The sequence below is a fragment of the Kitasatospora sp. NPDC002543 genome (genome assembly GCF_053594915.1).
Genome location: NZ_JBSFWR010000027.1, coordinates 37,262 through 54,575, shown reverse-complemented (window position 1 = coordinate 54,575; position 17,314 = coordinate 37,262). Strand labels below are relative to the sequence as shown.

15 protein-coding genes are annotated in these 17,314 nt (G+C 76.3%); 10 read left to right on the top strand and 5 right to left on the bottom strand.

The genetic code is table 11. The annotated features are described in order from the left end of the window. The first annotated feature begins 60 nt into the window (after positions 1-60). Complete coding sequence (locus ACWD4P_RS14555) at positions 61-423, top strand: hypothetical protein (RefSeq protein ID WP_359827241.1); 363 nt, start codon at positions 61-63, stop codon at positions 421-423. Here the strand turns inward: ACWD4P_RS14555 and ACWD4P_RS14550 are convergent. Both ACWD4P_RS14550 and ACWD4P_RS14545 read right to left on the bottom strand, forming a co-directional pair. Beyond that, a complete protein-coding gene (locus tag ACWD4P_RS14550; protein WP_449779854.1) occupies positions 395-1,582 on the bottom strand; it encodes a glycosyltransferase family 4 protein in 1,188 nt (395 codons plus the stop codon). The genes ACWD4P_RS14555 and ACWD4P_RS14550 overlap by 29 nt on opposite strands. Continuing rightward, positions 1,489-2,694, bottom strand: a complete 1,206-nt coding sequence (locus ACWD4P_RS14545; RefSeq protein WP_449779853.1) for a hypothetical protein — start codon at positions 2,692-2,694, stop codon at positions 1,489-1,491. Before ACWD4P_RS14545 ends, ACWD4P_RS14550 begins: the two co-directional genes overlap by 94 nt. 418 nt (positions 2,695-3,112) lie before the next feature. On the opposite strand from ACWD4P_RS14545, the gene ACWD4P_RS14540 reads away from it, so the two are divergent. From ACWD4P_RS14540 to ACWD4P_RS14510, 7 genes are all read left to right on the top strand, one after another. Then, complete coding sequence (locus ACWD4P_RS14540; protein ID WP_449779831.1) at positions 3,113-4,156, top strand: GNAT family N-acetyltransferase; 1,044 nt, start codon at positions 3,113-3,115, stop codon at positions 4,154-4,156. Next, positions 4,149-4,943, top strand: a complete 795-nt coding sequence (locus ACWD4P_RS14535; RefSeq protein ID WP_449779830.1) for an aminotransferase class IV — start codon at positions 4,149-4,151, stop codon at positions 4,941-4,943. Before ACWD4P_RS14540 ends, ACWD4P_RS14535 begins: the two co-directional genes overlap by 8 nt. A 104-nt stretch (positions 4,944-5,047) precedes the next feature. Next, entirely contained in the window at positions 5,048-5,959 is a 912-nt protein-coding gene (locus ACWD4P_RS14530; protein ID WP_449779829.1) for an ABC transporter ATP-binding protein, read from the top strand. Then, positions 5,956-8,481 (top strand): FtsX-like permease family protein, encoded by a 2,526-nt coding sequence (locus ACWD4P_RS14525; RefSeq protein ID WP_449779828.1) that lies wholly within the window; start codon positions 5,956-5,958, stop codon positions 8,479-8,481. Before ACWD4P_RS14530 ends, ACWD4P_RS14525 begins: the two co-directional genes overlap by 4 nt. 244 nt (positions 8,482-8,725) lie before the next feature. Next, positions 8,726-9,199: a hypothetical protein gene (locus ACWD4P_RS14520; protein ID WP_449779827.1), complete on the top strand. Its 474-nt coding sequence runs from the start codon at positions 8,726-8,728 to the stop codon at positions 9,197-9,199. Beyond that, positions 9,196-10,818, top strand: coding sequence for a multicopper oxidase family protein (locus tag ACWD4P_RS14515; RefSeq protein ID WP_449779826.1), 1,623 nt, complete (start codon positions 9,196-9,198; stop codon positions 10,816-10,818). The genes ACWD4P_RS14520 and ACWD4P_RS14515 overlap by 4 nt, the downstream gene beginning before the upstream one ends. 169 nt (positions 10,819-10,987) lie before the next feature. Continuing rightward, the gene (locus ACWD4P_RS14510) at positions 10,988-12,358 is read left to right on the top strand and encodes a DUF2252 domain-containing protein (RefSeq protein WP_449779825.1); all 1,371 of its coding nucleotides are present in this window, start codon (positions 10,988-10,990) and stop codon (positions 12,356-12,358) included. 348 nt (positions 12,359-12,706) lie between these two features. Here the strand turns inward: ACWD4P_RS14510 and ACWD4P_RS14505 are convergent, their stop codons facing one another. Next, positions 12,707-13,084, bottom strand: coding sequence for a winged helix-turn-helix transcriptional regulator (locus ACWD4P_RS14505; protein WP_449779824.1), 378 nt, complete (start codon positions 13,082-13,084; stop codon positions 12,707-12,709). Between the two features lie 102 nt (positions 13,085-13,186). Between ACWD4P_RS14505 and ACWD4P_RS14500 the strand changes: the two genes are divergently transcribed. Then, positions 13,187-13,822, top strand: a complete 636-nt coding sequence (locus tag ACWD4P_RS14500) for an NAD(P)-dependent oxidoreductase (RefSeq protein WP_449779823.1) — start codon at positions 13,187-13,189, stop codon at positions 13,820-13,822. 209 nt (positions 13,823-14,031) lie between these two features. On the opposite strand, the gene ACWD4P_RS14495 is transcribed toward ACWD4P_RS14500, so the two are convergent. Then, on the bottom strand, positions 14,032-15,186 hold the full coding sequence (locus tag ACWD4P_RS14495; protein ID WP_449779822.1) for a Cmx/CmrA family chloramphenicol efflux MFS transporter: 1,155 nt from the start codon (positions 15,184-15,186) through the stop codon (positions 14,032-14,034). Positions 15,187-15,555: 369 nt separating this feature from the next. On the opposite strand from ACWD4P_RS14495, the gene ACWD4P_RS14490 reads away from it, so the two are divergent. Continuing rightward, entirely contained in the window at positions 15,556-16,167 is a 612-nt protein-coding gene (locus ACWD4P_RS14490; RefSeq protein WP_449779821.1) for a hypothetical protein, read from the top strand. A gap of 187 nt (positions 16,168-16,354) precedes the next feature. Here the strand turns inward: ACWD4P_RS14490 and ACWD4P_RS14485 are convergent, their stop codons facing one another. Continuing rightward, the gene (locus ACWD4P_RS14485; protein WP_449779820.1) at positions 16,355-17,263 is read right to left on the bottom strand and encodes a diacylglycerol kinase; all 909 of its coding nucleotides are present in this window, start codon (positions 17,261-17,263) and stop codon (positions 16,355-16,357) included. Positions 17,264-17,314: the final 51 nt, after the last annotated feature.

The following is a 17,314-nucleotide window of genomic DNA, read 5'->3' as shown; positions in this document are numbered from 1 at the left end:
GCGGCCCGCGCAGGGCCGACCCCCTTGTCAGGGCGGTCGCGGTGCCGGAACGATGGCGGCATGGCGAGGACACGGGAACCGCAGAGCGCGATCGTCAACCGGCTGCTCAAGGGAGAGGCGACCAAGGACGACAACACGACGGCCCAGGCCAACTTCCTGCTGTGGCTGAGGCAGGAGTGGGCGGGCGACGGTGACCAGGCGCTGGCGGCCTGCCAGGACGTGCTGACGGCGGCCGGCGGTGAGGAGTGGCGGGCCCTGCCCGAGCGCGACGTGGCCGCCCACGTCTGGCTGTTCAGCTTCTCCTGCCCGGGCCGGGACGACCTGCCGGGCCAGGCGCGGAACTGGGTGGCGGCGGTCCACGCCAACGGCGGGGCGGCCGCGATCGCCCGACTGGTCAGGCACCTGCGCGGGCAGCCGGAGTGACCCGGGCCGCCGTGGCGTCCGTGGCGCCCGCGGCGGCGGGTGCGGCATCCGCAGCGTCCGGGCCGGCCTGAGCGCCCCGGGTGTCCTGAGCCTCCGGGGCGGCCGCGTCGGGCAGGGGCAGGGCGGGGTCCAGCAGCTCGGTGAGCCGCCGCGCCGAGGCCTCCCAGGTCCAGTGCTCCTCGGCCCAGCGCCGCCCCGCCGCGCCCATCCGGGCCCGCTCCGCGGGCGGGGCGAGCAGGATCCGGGTCAGGGCGGCGGCCACGGCGGCGGGGGACCGGCCGTCGACGACCGTCCCGGTGACACCGTCCAGGACGGTGTCCGGGGCACCGCCGGAGCGGCCGGCCACCACCGGGAGCCCGGCGGCGGCCGCCTCCAGGAAGACGATGCCCAGGCCCTCGGCCTCCAGGCCCAGCCGGCGGGTGCGGCACGGCATCGCGAAGACGTCCGCCCCGGCGTAGTGGACGGCCGTCCCGGCGTGGTCGAGGCCCCCGGCGAACACCACGCCGCCCGGCTCGGCGAGGCGGCGGGCCAGGCCCCGCAGCCGGTTCTCGTCCGGGCCCCGGCCGACCAGCACCAGGGTCGTCCCGGGGACGGCCCGGCGGATCGCGGGCAGCGCGCGGATCAGCACGTCCTGGCCCTTGCGCGGGACCAGCCGCGCCACGCACAGCACCACCGGGGCGGTCGCCGGGCCCCCGGCGGCCGTGGGCCGGAAGACCGACGGGTCGACCCCCGGCACCAGGCGCGCCAGCTGGGCGTCCGGCCCGAGCGCGGGCGCGATCCGGGCCCGGGTGTAGGCGCCGAGGTACGTCACCACGTCCGTCCCGCGGCCGATCCGGCGCAGCACGGCGCGGGCGCCCGGGGTGCGGGCCCACCAGATCTCGTGGCCGTGCGTGGTGGCGACGGTGCGGCGGACGCCCGGGGCCAGCCGCCGCAGGCCGGGCGCCATCGCGGCGAGCGGGGCCGCGGCGCCGAACCAGACCCGGTCGCAGCCGTGGGCGCGGGCCAGTTCCGCGGCCCGGCGGGTGGCCCGCGGGGTCGGCAGCAACGTGCGGGCGCGGTCGCGGATCACCGGGTAGGGGAGAGTGGCGTCGTGGCGCTCCGCGCCGGGTTCGGCCGAGGTGTAGACCACGACGTCGTGGCCGGGGACGCGGTCGGCCATGGCCTTGACGAAGGTCTCGATGCCGCCCTGGCGCGGCGGGAAGTCGTTGGTGACGACGAGGGTGGTGCCCATGGCAGGCCTTTCGGAGTGGAGGGCGGGAACGTGAGGAGGACGAGGACGAGCGGCAGCGCGAGGTAGCCGAACCGCCCGGCGGGCGCCAGCAGGAAGGCCGCCGACAGCCCCAGGGCCAGCCGGTGCGCCGCGGCGGCCGCGGTGCGGGGCGGGCGGACGAACAGGGAGGCCCCGACGGCGAGTCCGGCGAGCAGCAGCAGGCCGACGGAGACGTACCAGCCGGCCGGGCCGAGATCGGCGAGCAGCCGCCCGGGCAGCGGGCTGGCGGCCGGGGTCGCCAGCCGGCCGCGCCCGATGGGGAAGGCGAACACCTGCTCCACCAGCGGGCCCGGCGCGCGCAGCGCCACCGGCAGCACCGCCACCGCCGCCGCCCCCACCGCGACGGCCGTCCCGCGCAGCGCGGCGCGCCGACCGGCGGAGGCCGCCAGCAGGGCGGCCACCACGGCGAGCGCGGGCCAGGCCGTCCACTTCAGCGAGCAGGCGGCGGCCAGCGCCAACCCGGCCGCCACCGGCCGCCGTTCGGCGGCACGGACCAGGGCGAGCCGGCACAGGCCGGTGAGCGGCAGGTCGACCCCGCTGACGCAGAGCGGCAGCGCGACCACCGGCGAGGCGACGAGCGCGGCGGCACCGAGCCGGCGCCCGGCGGGCACCGTCCGCAGCACGCAGACCAGGAACACCGCCGCGCACCAGAGCCGGGCGTCACCCAGCGGCGAGCCGCCCGACAGCGCCCGGGGTAGGCCCAGCAGGGCCATCCCCGGGAGGTACGGGTCGTACTCCGCGACGGTCCGCGGACCGTCCAGGTACGGCGTGCCGGTGTGCAGCAGCAGCGACCCGGACCGCTCGATCACCCCGACCTCGCTCTGCCCCTGCCCGCTCAGCACCAGCACGGACAGCGGCACCAGCACCGCCCCGACGGCCGCGACGGCCACCGACAGCCCGGGCCCGCGCCGCCGCGCCGTCACCGCGACGAGCGCCGCGAGCAGGTACCCGCAGGCCGCCCAGGCCCCCCAACTCCGGTGCGGCCCGAGCCCGGACACCATCGGGAACGCCCCCGCCCACCCCGCCGCGGCCAGCCACCCGCCGCACCACCACCACGCCCGTTTCGTCACCCGTTCATTGCATCGCCGCAGGCCGGCGGGGTCATCACGGTCAAGTCGAGTCCCGTGGTCGGGTTTTCCCTACCTCTGCGGTGGCCCGCGGCGGGCGCGGGCCGAGCGGCCGTGGGCCGTACGGCGGGCCGCCGTGGGCCGTCGCCACCCGGCGGAGCCCCGTGCCGTCACGCCGCCGGCCCCTCGGTCCGGGCGCCGACCGGGGCGGCGACCGGGACGGCGGGCAGGGCGGCGGGCAGGGCGGCGGGCGGGTCCGTCCGGCCCGGAACCCGGGCGCCCGGCCCGTACTGACGTTCGGTGGCGGGCGGATTACTGATCGTCCCCGTCGCACCGCTATCCTCGCCGTGTGGTGAGGTCGTGGGATGCGGCGGTGGAGCGGGCGCAGGACCGGCTGGCGGCGGGGCCGCGGCTGCGGGCGGCCGGGCCGGGGGAGGAACGGCGGTTCGCGCTCTGGGACTTGGCGTCCCTGGTGGAGGGCGGGCTGGGCGAGCTGGTGGACCCGGACGGGCTGGCGCCGCAGGCGGAGCGCGGGTGGCGGGAGCGGCTCGGGGAGAGCGGCCGGGAGTGGCCGGGCGGGGAGCTGTACCGGCGCCGCTACTGGATCCAGGACGACGGCGGCACGGTCGTGGGCACCGTCGCCGTGGACAACTGGACCAAGGGCCCGAGCCAGCTGGCCGTCTCCTCCCTCTACGTCGCCCCGGACGCGCGCGGCCGGGGCCTGGCCGCCGCCGCCCTGGACGAGGTGTACGCGGCGGCCACCGCCGAGGGCCTGCCGGGGTTCCGGCTGGAGGCGCACTGGAGCTGGCAGCCGGCGGTCCGCTACTACCTGCGCCGGGGCCTGTGGGTGGTGGGCTGGAAGCGCTCGCTGTCCTTCGCCCGGATGCCCCAACTGCCCCGGCACCGGGTGCGGGAGGAGGACGGCCGGCTGCTCCTGCTGGTCGCGGACCGCTCGGGCGGCTGGGTGCCGATACTGGCCGCCGGGCAGGAGGGCCGCTGGCTGCGGCTGGACGAGACGGCGGACTACCGGGGCTGCGACGGCTGGGTGCACGCGTACGCCCGCTCCACGCTGGCCCTGTACCTGGCGCTGGCCGGCCGGCCGCTGGTGCGCGGCCCGCAGTGGTGGTCGGAGGCGTGGCGCTGGTCGGACGCCGGGGAGCCGGAGGGCCTGGCGTACCGGATCGAGGAGTTCGAGCGGGAGGCCCGGGCGGCCGGCCGGCGGATGGTGAGCCCGTACCGCCCGGTGCCGCTGCCGGGCTCCGATCTGCCGGGCGCCGGGCTGCCCGGTTCGGGGCTGCCGGGGTCGGTACAGCCGGGCTCCGCGCTGCCGGGCGCCGTGCTGCCGGAGCAGGGCCCGTCGGCGTCGCCGCTGCTGGCAGACTCGGGGGATGGCTGAGATCGAGATCGACGGCGCCCCCGCCGACCCGGCGCGGCTGGCCGCGCTGGGGCTGCTCAACTACGGGCACTTCACCACCCTGCGCGCCGAGGGGGGCCGGGTGCGCGGTCTGTCGCTGCACCTGGACCGGCTGGTCCGGGACTGCCGGGTGCTGTTCGGCGCCGAGCTGGACCGGGCGGCGGTGCGGGAGCGGATCGGCGCGGTGCTGCCCGCCGACGGCGCGCCGGTGATCGTCCGGGTCACGGTGTACGACCCGGCGCTCGGCCTGGAGCGACCCGCGGCCCCGGCGGTGCCCGCCCTGCTGGTGACCACCCGCCCGGCCGGGGCGTCCGCGCCGGCCCCGCTGCGGGTCCGCACCGCGACCTACCGGCGGGAGCTTCCGGAGGTGAAGCACGTCGGCCTGTTCGGTCTGGTGCGCCATCGCCGGCAGGCCCAACTGGCGGGGTTCGACGACGTGCTGCTGGTCGGCGAGGACGGCCTGGTGGTCGAGGGCGCGACCTGGAACGTCGGCTTCCTGGCCGGGGACGCGCTGGTCTGGCCGCAGGGCCCGAGCCTGCCCGGCGTCACCGAGGCCCTGCTGTCCGCCGCGTACTCGGGGCCGCAGTCCCGTGAGCCGCTGCCCGTCGGCCGGCTGGACCGCTTCTCCGCCGCCTTCGCGGTGAACGCGGGCGTCGGGGTGCGTCCGCTGGCGGCCGTGGACGGCACCGCCTTCGACCCCGCGCACCCGGTGCTCGCCGAGCTGCACGCCTCCTACCTGGGGATTTCCGGCGAACGGGTGGGGGGATAACCCCACCATCGGTCCGCCGGTGGCCTGCATGGTTCGCGGAGTCCGTCGCTCCTAGGTTGGAAGACGTTGACGACGAGCGACGCAGAACCGAAGGAAGGCTCCCCATGGCACGCCGCCAAGACCGCCGCAGGAACGACGAGTTCGGGACGGACCCGTACGGCCCTGACGGACACGGCCACGGCCGCGCCGACCACGGCGCCGCTCCGTACGACGCGGACGGGTACGCGGGGGCCCCGTACGGCACGGCCCCGTACGGCGGTGGCGCGCAGGCGGCGCCCGCGATCGAGCTGCGCGGGGTGCACCGCGGCTACGGGCGCGGCGAGACGGCGGTGCAGGCGCTGCGCGGGATCGACCTGGCGCTCGCCCGCGGCAGCTTCACCGCGGTGATGGGCCCGTCCGGCTCCGGCAAGTCCACCTTCCTCCAGTGCGCGGCGGGCCTGGACCGCCCGGACTCCGGGCAGGTCCGGCTCGGCGGCGAGGACATCACCGCGCTGAGCGAGAACCGGCTCACCGAGCTGCGCCGCAGCCGGATCGGATTCGTCTTCCAGTCCTTCAACCTGCTGCCCTCGCTGACCGTCGAGCAGAACGTGCTGCTCCCGCTGCGCCTGGCCGGGGAGCGCCAGGACCGCGGCCGGGCGCGGGAGCTGCTGGAGCGGGTTGGCCTGGGCGAGCACGGCCGGCGGCGGCCCGGCCAGCTCTCGGGCGGCCAGCAGCAGCGGGTGGCGATCGCCCGCGCGCTGATCACCCGTCCGGACGTGGTGTTCGCCGACGAGCCGACCGGGGCGCTCGACACCCGGACCGCGCACGAGGTGCTGGCCCTGCTGCGCCAGGCCGTGGACTCGCTCGGCGCGACGGTGGTGATGGTGACCCACGACCCGGTGGCGGCCTCCTTCGCCGACCGGGTGCTGTTCCTGGCCGCCGGCGCGGTCGTGGACGACCTGCCGCACCCGACGCCGCAGGCCGTCGCGGACCGGATGGTCGCGCTGACCGCCCGCCCGGTGGGAGCGGCGGCGTGACCAACGGACTCGCGCGCGCTTCGGTGCGCTTCCGTCCCGCGTCCTTCGTGGGCACCCTGGTCGCCCTGCTGCTGGGCGCCGCCGTGGTGACGGCCTGCGGAGTGCTGATGCAGACCGGTCTGACCGCGGGCCTCAAGCCCACCCGGTACGCGGACGCCCCGGTGGTGGTCGCGGCCGAGCAGGCGGTGAAGATCAGGACGAAGGTCGGCGAGGACACCGAGACGGTGGAGCAGGCCACTCCGGAGCGGGCCCGGACGGACACGGCGCTGGCCGGCCGGCTGGCCGCGCTGCCCGGGGTCGCGGCCGCCCGCCCGGACACCGCCTTCCCGCTGCCCGCCACCGACCGGTCGCCGGCCCTGACCGGCCGGGGCTTCGCGGCGCTCGGCATCGCCGGGCCGGGCGACACCCTGGTCGAGGGCCGCGCGCCCGGCGCGAACGAGGTGGTGCTGGACGCGGAGACGGCGCGCGCCGCCAAGCTCGCGCCCGGCGCGAGCATCACGCTCACCGCGCCCGGCGGCGCCGCGAGCTACCGGGTCTCCGGCCTGGCCGCCGCCCAGCAGGCCGGCCCCACCGCCTGGTTCGCCGACGCCACCGCCGACCGGCTCTCCGGCCACCCCGGCCGGATCGACGCCGTCGCCGTGCAGCCCCGCGAGGGGGTGAGCCCCGGCGCGCTCGCCGCGCAGGTCCGCCAGGCCGTCGGCGACGACGCCAGGGTCTTCACCGGGGACGACCGGAGCGAGGTCGAGCAACCCGCCCTCGGCGACGCCCGCACCCTGCTGGTGGGCATCGGCGGCAGCTTCGGCGGCTACGCGGCCATGACCGCGATCTTCGTGGTGATGAGCACCGTCGCCCTCGCCACCGGCCAGCGCGCCCGAGAGTTCGCCCTGCTGCGCGCCATCGGCGCGACCCCGCGCCAGATCCGCCGCACCATCGCCACCGAGGCGGTGCTGGTCGCGCCGCTCGCCGCGGCGCTCGGCGCGCTGCCCGGGATCGCCCTCGCCCGCTGGTGGTTCGACCAGCTGGTCGAGCGCGGCGCCGTCCCCGCGGGCGTCCGGCTGGACGTCGGCCCGCTGCCGATGCTCGCCGCCGTCCTCGTCTGCACCCTCTCCGCGCTGGCGGCGGGGTCCCTGGCCGCCCGCCGGCCGTCCCGGATGCGCGCCGCCCAGGCGCTCGGCGAGGCCGCCGTCGAACCGCCCCGCCCGGGCCGGGTGCGTACCGCCTTCGGACTGGTCTTCGTCGCGGGGGGCAGCGCGGCCGCCGTCGTCGCCACCGCCCTCGACGGCGCCAAGGCCGCCCAGACCGCGCTCGGCGTGGTGATGTGCTTCATGCTGGCCGTAGCCCTGCTCGGCCCCTGGCTGGCCCGGGCGGCCGCCGTGGTGCTGGGCGCCCCGCTGCGGGCCGGCGGCGCGCCCGGCTCGCTGGCCGCCGACAACACCCGTGCCAACGCCCGCCGACTGGCCTCCGCGATCACCCCGATCGTCCTGGTCACCGCCTTCTGCGGCACCCTGCTGATCCTCCAGAGCACCGTGCGCCACACCGCCGGCGAGAACGTCAGGGCCGGCGTCACCGCCGACCACGTCATCGGCACCACCGGCCCCGGTCTGCCCGCGGGGACGGCCGAGCGCGCGGCCCGGGTGCCCGGGGTGGACGCCGCCGTCGGCGTGCTGCGCACCGGCGTCGTCATCAAGGCCGGCGGCCTGCTGGGCTCCGCGCCCGTGCTGGGCGTCGAGGGGGACCCGGCCGGGCTGCCGAAGGTGCTCGACCTGGGCGTGCGCAGCGGCACGCTCGCCGACCTCGGCCGCGGCCCCGACACCATCGCGCTGAGCTCCTCCCTGGCCGACCAGTTCGGCGCGAAGGTCGGGGGCCAGGTCCCGCTCTGGCTCGGCGACGGCACCGCCGTACGGCCCACCGTGGTCGCGGTGTACGACCGCGGGCTCGGCGTCGGCCAGGCACTGCTGCCGCGGGCCGCGGTGGCCGCGCACGTCACCGCCGGGTACGACAGCCAGGTGCTGGTCGCCGACGCCCCGGGCGCCGACCCGGCGGCGGTGGCCGCCGGGCTGGGCGCCCTGCCCGGGGCCGCGGTCACCGACCGGGCCGGGTTCGTCGCCCAGGCGGACAAGAGCCTGGAGCTGAACGGCTGGGCCAACACCGTGATGGCCGCGGTGCTCGGCGGGTTCGCCGCCGTCAGCGCCGCCAACACCCTGGTGATGACGGTGCTGGACCGGCGTCGTGAGGTCGCGCTGCTGCGGCTGGCCGGCACTACCCGGCGCCAGGTGCGCGGCATGATGCGCTGGGAGGCGCTGCTGGTGGCCTCGACCGGGCTGGCGGTCGGCGCGGCGATCGCCGGGGTCACCCTGGTGCCGGTCACCCGGGGCGTGGCCAACGCCGCCCCGTACGTCCCGCCGATGCTCGCCCTGCCGCTGGCCGTCGGAGCCGTGCTGCTCTGCCTCGCGGCGACCGGGGTGCCGGTCCGGGCCCTGCTGCGGACCCGGCCGGCGACGCTCGGCGCGGCGCGGCAGTAGCGGGATCCGGCCACCGGCCGGGGCCGCGGAGGCCCCGGCCGGTGGCGGATCGTGACCGGCCCCGGAGGGGCGCACTCAAGGACGACTCGAGGGCGCCCCTCCTTCGGGTGAGAACGACGGCCCGAGCGGGCGGCATCGGGGCCACATGATAGTCCAACGACCATTATTGAGGCTGATGGTGACGTCGGATCAGTTACGCTCTCGCCGCACCCCGCCGGACCGCCGACGCAGAGAGTAGCCCGACATGAGCAGTCCTCCTGCCGCCCCCGCCCCCCGCTGGCCGCTGATCCTGCTGCGCACCTCCACCACCCTGCTGGCCCTGCTGGCACTGCTCCAGGTCATGCTGGCCGGCAGCTTCCTCAACGGCACCTACGACTCCCTCAAGGACCACGAGGGCAACGCGATGATGCTGGGCACCCTGGTGGTGGTCCAGCTGGCGGTGGCCGCCGCCGTCCGGTGGCCCGGCCGGGGCCCGCTCTGGCCGCTGTGGACCACCGCCCTGCTCACCGTCGCCGTCATCGGCCAGATCGCCGCCGGCTACGCCCGGGCGCTCGGCGTGCACGTCACGCTCGGCGTGCTGCTGGTCAGCGGCGTGCTGTTCGGCCTGGTCGGCGCCTGGCGGCTGCCGCTGCCCGCCCGGGACGCCGGGATCGTCGCCGGCCCGGACGGCAGCGGACGGCTGCCGCGCCCCGGCGGCCCGGTCGAGGTGTCCCGGTGAACCGGCGCCGGTTCCTGGGCATCGGCGCCTCCGTCCTCGGCGCGGGCGCCCTGGCCGCCGTCGCCGTCCCCTCCGCCGCCCGGCTGCTCGCCGAGGGCCGGCCCGGGCAGCTGCTCAGCAGCGAACTCGACCTGCCGGAGGCCTTCCTGGCCGCGCTGCCGGTGCCGACCGTACTGCAGCCCGTGCGCACCGACGGGACGGGCGACCACTACGAGATCACCCAGCGGGTCGCCCAGCTGGAGATCCTGCCCGGGGTGAAGACGGAGGCCTGGACGTACGGTGGCAGCTTCCCCGGGCCGACCGTGGTCACCCGCTCCGGGCGGACGGCCGTGGTCACGCACCGCAACGAGCTGCCGGTGCCCTCCGTCACCCACCTGCACGGCGGCCACACCCCGGCCGACAGCGACGGCTACCCGGTGGACCTGCTGCTGCCGGTGGGCACCTCGGCGGACGCCGCCGAGCGGGCCGGCCACATGGCGGGCATGGCGGGCATGGCGGGCATGGCGGGCATGGCGGGCATGCCGGGCATGCCGGGGATGCGTCACGCGGCGGGCACGACCGCCACCGGCGAGCGCACGTACACGTATCCCGGCAAGCAGCGCGCCGCCACCCTCTGGTACCACGACCACCGGATGGGCTTCACCGGCCCCGGCGTCTGGCGCGGACTGGCCGGCTTCCACCTCGTGCACGACGACGAGGAGGCCGCGCTGCCGCTGCCGCGCGGCGAGCGCGACCTGCCGCTGATGATCACCGACCGCTCCTTCGCCGCCGACGGCTCCTTCCGCTACCCCGCCACCGACCCCCAGCTCGCCGAGCCGGGCGTCACCGCCGCCTACGCCAACGGCGTGCTCGGCGACGTCATCCTGGTCAACGGCGCGCCCTGGCCCCGGCTGGACGTCGACCGGCTCCGCTACCGGCTGCGGCTGCTGAACGCCTCCAACGCCCGGCTCTACCGGCTCGAACTCGACCCGCAGCCCGCCGGCGGCGGTGCCCTGGTCCAGATCGGCTCCGACGGCGGCCTGCTCGCCGCCCCGGTCCGGCACGACGGGATCGAGATCGCCCCCGCCGAACGCTTCGACGTCGTGGTCGACTTCTCCCGCTACGCACCCGGCACCCAGGTCCGGCTGGTCAACCGCTTCGGCAGCGGACGGACGGCCGAGGTGATGCGCTTCGACGTCACCGCGAAGCAGGTCACCGACGACGCGACGGTGCCCGACCGGCTCGCCACCGTCGAGACCCTGGACGCCTCCTCCGCCACCACCACCCGCGACTTCACCTTCCGGCGCAGCCGCGGCGACGGCTGGACCATCAACGGCGTCCCGTACGAACCCGGCCGGACCATCGCCACACCCGCCCTCGGCGCGGTCGAACTCTGGCGCTTCTCCACCGACCTCCACCACCCGGTCCACGTCCACCTGGACCACTTCCAGGTGATCGGCCGCAACGGTGCGGACCCCGGGCCGTACGACGCGGGCTGGAAGGACACCGTGGACCTGCGCCCGGCCGAGGCCGTGGAGGTACTGGTGCGCTTCACCGACTACACGGGCGCGTACATGCTGCACTGCCACAACCTGGAGCACGAGGACATGGCGATGATGGCGGACTTCACGGTGCGCTGAGCGCGCACGGCACCGCTCGGACCGGCACCGTCCGGACCGGCACCGTCCGGGCGGGAATCACCCGGGCCGGAATCACCCGGACGGCGGAGTGCCGGAGGGCGCGCGCTGCGCCCTCCGGCACTCCTGTCTAACGTGCGGAGGAGCAGTCGCCGACGGACGGAGCCGCCGCATGTCCACCCCCGCCGAACGCCGCCGGCGCGGCCGGGCCGCCCGGGACCGCGTCTCCCGCTCCGCCCACGGCCGGTGGATCCCCGCCGCCGACCGGCCCGACCCGCTCGGCGTGCTGGAACGGCAGTGCGAGGACCGGGTCGCCGAGCTGCTGCCGATCCGCCGCGGGCGGATGGCCGAGAGCCCGTTCGCCTACCTGCGCGGCGCCGCCGCCGTGCAGGCGGCCGACCTCGGCGCCCTCCCCGACACCGGGATCACCGTCCAACTCTGCGGCGACGCCCACCTGTTGAACTTCGGCGTGTACGCCTCGCCGGAACGCGCGCTGCTCTTCGACGTCAACGACTTCGACGAGACCCACCCCGGCCCTTTCGAGTGGGACGTCAAACGGCTCGCCGCCAGCGTCGCCGTCGCCGCCCGGGACAACCGCCAGGACGAGGAGCAGGTACGCCGGGCCGCGCTCGCCGCCGTCCAGGGCTACGCCGGCGCCGTCCGGCGACTGGCCGGAATGGGTGAACTCGACGTCTGGTACGCCCGGGTGGACACCGCCGACCTGCCGGCCCTGCTGCGCAAGCCGGGGCAGCGCCGACGGGCCGAGGCCGACCTCGCCCGGGCCCGCGGCCGCACCAGCCTCCAGGCGCTCGGCAAGCTCACCGAGGAACGGGACGGACGGCGCCGGATCATCAGCGCGCCGCCGCTCATCGAACCGCTGGACCGGAACGGACTGCGCGGCATCGGCAAGGTGTTCGCCGACTACCGGGCGAGCCTCCCGGAGGAGCGCCGGGTGCTGCTGGACCGCTACCGCTTCGTCGAGGCGGCGACCAAGGTGGTCGGCGTGGGCAGCGTCGGCACCCGCTGCTTCATCGTGCTGCTGGAGGGCCAGGGCGGCAACGACCCGCTGTTCCTCCAACTCAAGGAGGCCGGCCGCTCGGTGCTGGAAGAGCACCTGCCGCCGCTGCGGGCGGAGGCGAGGGTGGCCGCCGAGGTGGCCGCCCACCACGGCGGCCACCGGGTCGTCACCGGACAGCACCTGATGCAGGCCGCCAGCGACATCTTCCTCGGCTGGACCACCGGCCCGGCCGGGCGTCACTTCTACGGCCGCCAACTGCGCGACATGAAGGGCTCGACGGACATCACCGCCCTCCGCCCCTCCGGCCTGCGCAGCTACGCCGACCTCTGCGGCCGCACCCTCGCCCGCGCCCATGCCCGCACCGGCGACCGCCTCGCCATCGCGGGCTACCTCGGCCGCGCGGACACCTTCGCCGAGGCCGTCGCCGACTTCGCCCTGCGCTACGCCGACCGGACGGCCGCCGACCACGGCGACCTGGTGGCGGCGATCGCGGACGGCCGGCTGGCGGCGACCCCGGGCGTGTGACGCCGGGCGCGCGAACACCGGGTTCACACCCCGGCGTTCGCACACCCCGGCGTTCCGGTGGGGCGCGACTGCTGGACGTGCGCCACCGCGGGCGCCGCCCCGTTCGGCGGGCGGGAGACCGTGTTCGCCGCCCCACCTCGCGCGTCCGTGGCGGGGGCCGTGGCGGGGGCTCGTGCGGCGCGGGGCGCGGGACTTCAGCGGCGGGATCGGGCAGTTGGGTCAGCCGAGTCCGCGCACCAGGGGGAGGTGCACCGGCCTCGGGACTGGTGAGGTCGCATGTTGATGTGTCGCGTATTCGTTGCCGTGTCGCGGATGAGATCACCGCGAGTGAGGCGGGGCAACGCTGAATCAGCTGGTGCGGTTGGCGGGCGATCTCGCTTCGCGGGCGTCGACGAGTTCGTCCAGGTGTGCCTTTGCCCAGGCGCGTGCCGCGTCCAGCAGGTCAAGGAGACTCCGGCCGAGCGAGGTCAGTTCGTACTCGACGTGCCGGGCGGGTCCCACATGGACCGTTCGGACGATGAAGCCGTCACGCTCCAGCGCCCGGAGTGACTGTGTGAGCACCTTGGGCGTGATGCTCCGCAGGGGGACCCGTAGTTCAGAGAACCGTCGGGGGCCGCCCACGAGGCACTGGATGATCATTCCTGCCCATTTGTCCCCCACGCGGATCGGCACCAGGTCAGAGGGGCAGAGCGGGTCGAACATCTCCGGGTCCAGAGGCTTGGTCACAGAGGCATCGTAGTGCGGTATCCAGGAGGTAACCATGAGTGCGGCTACCTTGCTCAGGCACGTCGAAAGGCAGAGCTTCTTGAGAGACGGGGCGGGTAGTCCATGAGCGAGATCATTGTTTTCGGGGCAGGCGGGCGCGCCGGGCGGGCCGTTGTCGGCGAGGCCCTCCACCGGGGGCACCACGTCACCGCTGTCGTCCGGAACCCGGCCAAGTACCAGGACCTTGAAGGCGCGGGAGTTCGCATCCTGACCGGTGATGTCACCAACGCCGACGCTGTTGCCGATCTCGCGGCCGGGCACGACGCCGCGATCATGGCCGCCTACGATGCCGGCGCCCAGCCCGATGTCTTCTTCACAGCCGCTGCCCACGCTCTCGTCGATGGGCTGGCGCGAGCGGGTGTGGGACGGTTGGTTGCCGTCGGCCTGGCGGCAACACTTGAGACCGGCGACGGGATGCCTTTGATGGACACCCCGGGCTTTCCGCAGGAATACCGGCCCTTCTGCCTCGCTCATGCGGCCGGGGCAGCTGTGCTGCGTGCCTCGGTGACCGCTCTGGACTGGCTGATCGTCAGCCCGGCCGGCGACTTCGATGAAGCCGGGGCGGGCTCCGGCCGGTACTCCATGGCCGGCGTCAACATGGCCAGCCGCATCTCCCACGGTGACTTCGCGCTCGCCCTGCTCGACGAGATCGACGCCCCTCGTCACCACCGCATGCACGTCGGCGTCGAAGGGGCATGACAGGAGCAGACAGGCGGCTCCAGAGGCCGCCGAGCGAGTAGGGCTGAGTCACTTTGAGTGGTCACTGGGGGGCGTACCGGATCGCCGGATCCGGATCTTCGGGGCCGGCGCAGAATCGCGCCACGTCCGCCTCCAGGAAACCGGCCGTTTCCCGTTCCGTTCCTGCCGTGGCCCCAACCCGCTTCGGCCCGAAGCAGTCTGACGATCCATCAGTTCCTCTCGCCCCGGCGCCGAAGCGCCGCGATCGGCAGAGTGGCGGCGACCAGCAGGCCGCTCGCCCAGAACGGCCCGAGGCCGCCGGCCGCCGTGCCGAGGGTGGCGGCGGCGAGCAGCGGGCCCGCGGTGGCGCCGAGGTTGAGCGCGGCGGTCGCGCAGGCGCCGGCCAGGGTGGGGGCGCCCGCCGCCTCGTACAGCACCCGGGTGATCAGCGTGCCGCCGACCGCGAAGGACAGCGCGCCCAGCAGGAACACCAGCGGCAGCAGGGCGGCCGGAGCGTGTGCCAGGAGGGCCAGCGCGGGCCAGCCCGCGAGGAGCAGCGGGCCGCCGACGGCGAGGAGCCGGCCGGGGTGCCGGTCCGCGAGCCGTCCGGCGACGGTGACGCCGGCGAACGACCCGGCCCCGAACAGCACCAGCGCGACCGGCACCCACAGCCTCCCCAGGCCGGCCGGGCCGGTCACCACGGGGGCGAGGAAGGTGAAGCCGCCGAAGGTCGCCGCGTTCACCAGGGCGGCGAGCAGCATCGCGCGGAGCAGCGGCGGTCGGCGCAGCTCGGCGAGCTCCGCGCGCAGCGCCGGTGCGGCGGGGTGGTCGGCCGAACCACCGTGCGGCTCCAGGCCCTTGGCGATGCCCGCGGCGGCCGGCAGGCAGAGCAGCGCGACGGCCCAGAACGCGGCGCGCCACCCGAACAGCGCGCCCAGCACGGCCCCGCCCGGGACGCCGGCGACCGTCGCCACCGTCGTCCCGGACAGCAGCACGGCCAGGGCCCGCCCCTTGCGGTCGGCCGGGACCAGCGCGGCGGCGGTGGTCAGGGCCACGGCCAGGAACCCGGCGTAGGCGAACGCGGCGACCACCCGGGTGGCCAGCAGCACCGGGAAGCTCGCGGTGACGGCCCCGACGGCGTGCGCCGCCGCGAAGGCCAGGACGAACCCGAGCAGGCTGCCGCGCCCGGGCCGGCCGCGGACCAGCCCGGCCATCAGCGGCGCGCCGACCGCCATCCCGACCGCGAAGGCCGAGGTGAGCCCGCCGGCCGTACCGACGGGGACGCCGAGGTCGGCGGCGAGACCGGGCAGCAGCCCGGCGAGCATGAACTCCGAGGTGCCCATGGCGAACACGGCCAGGGCGAGCAGATAGAGCGGGAAGGGCATCGAGAGGCTCCGAGGAGGCGGTGCGGACGAGTAAGGGGCCGTCTCGTCACGGCACGCTCGACCCCCGGGCGGCGCAGGCGTGGCGCTCGCTCGGAACCCGGTGTTCGGTTCAGGGGTCTCCGGGTTTCAGGGGGCCGTCGGCGCGTGACCGAAAGCCCCCACCCTGGATGCCTCAGGGCTCGACATGCCCCGCAGGCTACCCGGCCCGGTGCCGCCGGGGCACCTGGTTTTCCGGCCTCCGGTGTCGGGCCTCAGGACCGCGGCGTCCAGGGGGGCGGGGCAGGGGGGGCCGGTGAACCGATCGCCAGGCCCGTCGAGGCTCGGGATGATCACGCCTTCTAGGATGCCCGGAAACCGAAGGGGGTCCTGATGACGAACCGTGGGAAGGCCGGCGGCGTGGTGGCCGCCGCCGCGCTGCTGGTGCCTCCGGTGCTGTGGGCGGTGGGGCACGTGGAGTCCCGCGACGGCGGGCGGGCGGTGGCGGCCGACGTCCTGAACCGGCCGTGGGCGATGCTCGGCGTCGCCGCCGTCCTGCTGCTGGCCGCGGTCGTGGTCCGCGGCCGGTGGGACGTCGTGGGCGGGGTGGCGGCGGCGTTCGCCGTCGTCGGGCTGCTGCTGGCGGGGGGCAAGCACCTCCTTCTGCCGTTCGGCCCGAAGGTCCAGGAGGTGAGCCGTGCCGCCTCCCCGCAGCGGGCGGACCACGTCCTGCGGGTGGCCCACCATGACGATCCGGAGGGCTACGACGGAACCTACGTCATCCGCGTGGAGGCGGGCAGCGGGCTCTCGACCCGCCGCTGGGACGTCATCAGGCTCAGGAACGGCGGCTTCCTGGGTCAGGGCATGTTCGTCTCGGCGGAGTGGTCGGGCGCCGACCGCATCCGGATCACCACCGACGCGGGCCACCGGGTCTTCACCGTCGACCAGGCCACCGGGAAGCCGGTCCTCACCGAGAGCGTCGGCGAGCTGAAGTCCGTCGTCTAGGAGCCCGGTCCGGCCCCGCGGTGGCAACGGGTCCGCGCACTCATGGGAGTGTGCGGACCCGTTCCCTTTGGCGGTTCGCCCGGGGCCGGCGGGGCTTGTGAGCGGATCGCGGGTCCCGGGGTGCGCTCCTGCGGTCACCGTCGTTCCGGCGCCGCGGTCCGGGGAACCGGGCCGCGGCGCCGGCGGCTCACGGCACCAGGATCCGCAGGGCGTCCTTGGCCACCGCCACGTCCACGGGGAGCGAGGCGATGAACTCGCCGTCGGCGTAGGCGGTGATGCCGGGGGACTCGATCCGCAGGGACTCGGTCCGCAGCGTGGTGACCTCCGGGTGGGTGGTGTGGGTGCCCTTGAAGAGGGTGGGGAAGAAGCGGGCGATCCGCAGCCGGGGCATGGCGTCGACGAGGGTGACGTCGAGCAGCCCGTCGTCGGGCAGGGCGTCCGGGCACATCAGCATCCCGCCGCCGTAGCTGCGGGTGTTGCCGACGGCGGCGAGGGTCAGGTCGCGTTCGACGACGGTGCCGTCGGCGAGGGTGATGCGGAACGGCAGCGGGCGCAGGTTGGCGAACTCGGCGACGATGGCCAGGTTGTAGCGCATCCGTCCGCGAGGCCAGCGCAGCCGGTTGGCGCGGTCGCTGACGAGCGAGTCGAAGCCGGTGGCGAGGACGGAGCCGTACCAGCGGACGGCCCCGTCCGGGCCGGTGATCCGGCCGAGGTCGACGCCGCGGGTGCGGCCGGCGGCGATGACGTCGGCGGCGGCCTCGGGGTCGCCGATCGGCAGGCCGTACTCGCGGGCGTGGTCGTTGCCGGTGCCGGCGGGTATCACGCCGAGCGGCACGGGGGTGCCGGCCAGGGCCTGGAGGGCCAGGTTGATCATGCCGTCGCCGCCGACCACGGCCACCGCGTCCACCCCGTCGGCCGCCGCCTCGCGGGCGAGGCGGACGGCGTCCTCGGGGGAGCGCCCGGCGTGCGGGTCGACGTGCACGCCGAGGGCCCGCAGCCGGGCGGTGGCCCGGCGGGCGGCGGGTTCGGCGTGGCCGATCCCCGCCGCCGGGTTGGTGAGAACGGCGACCCTGCGGACGGTTCTCACCTCGCTCATGCGCCCGCCTCGCCGCGCTCGCCGGGGGCATGCGCCCACGCGCACCTCTTG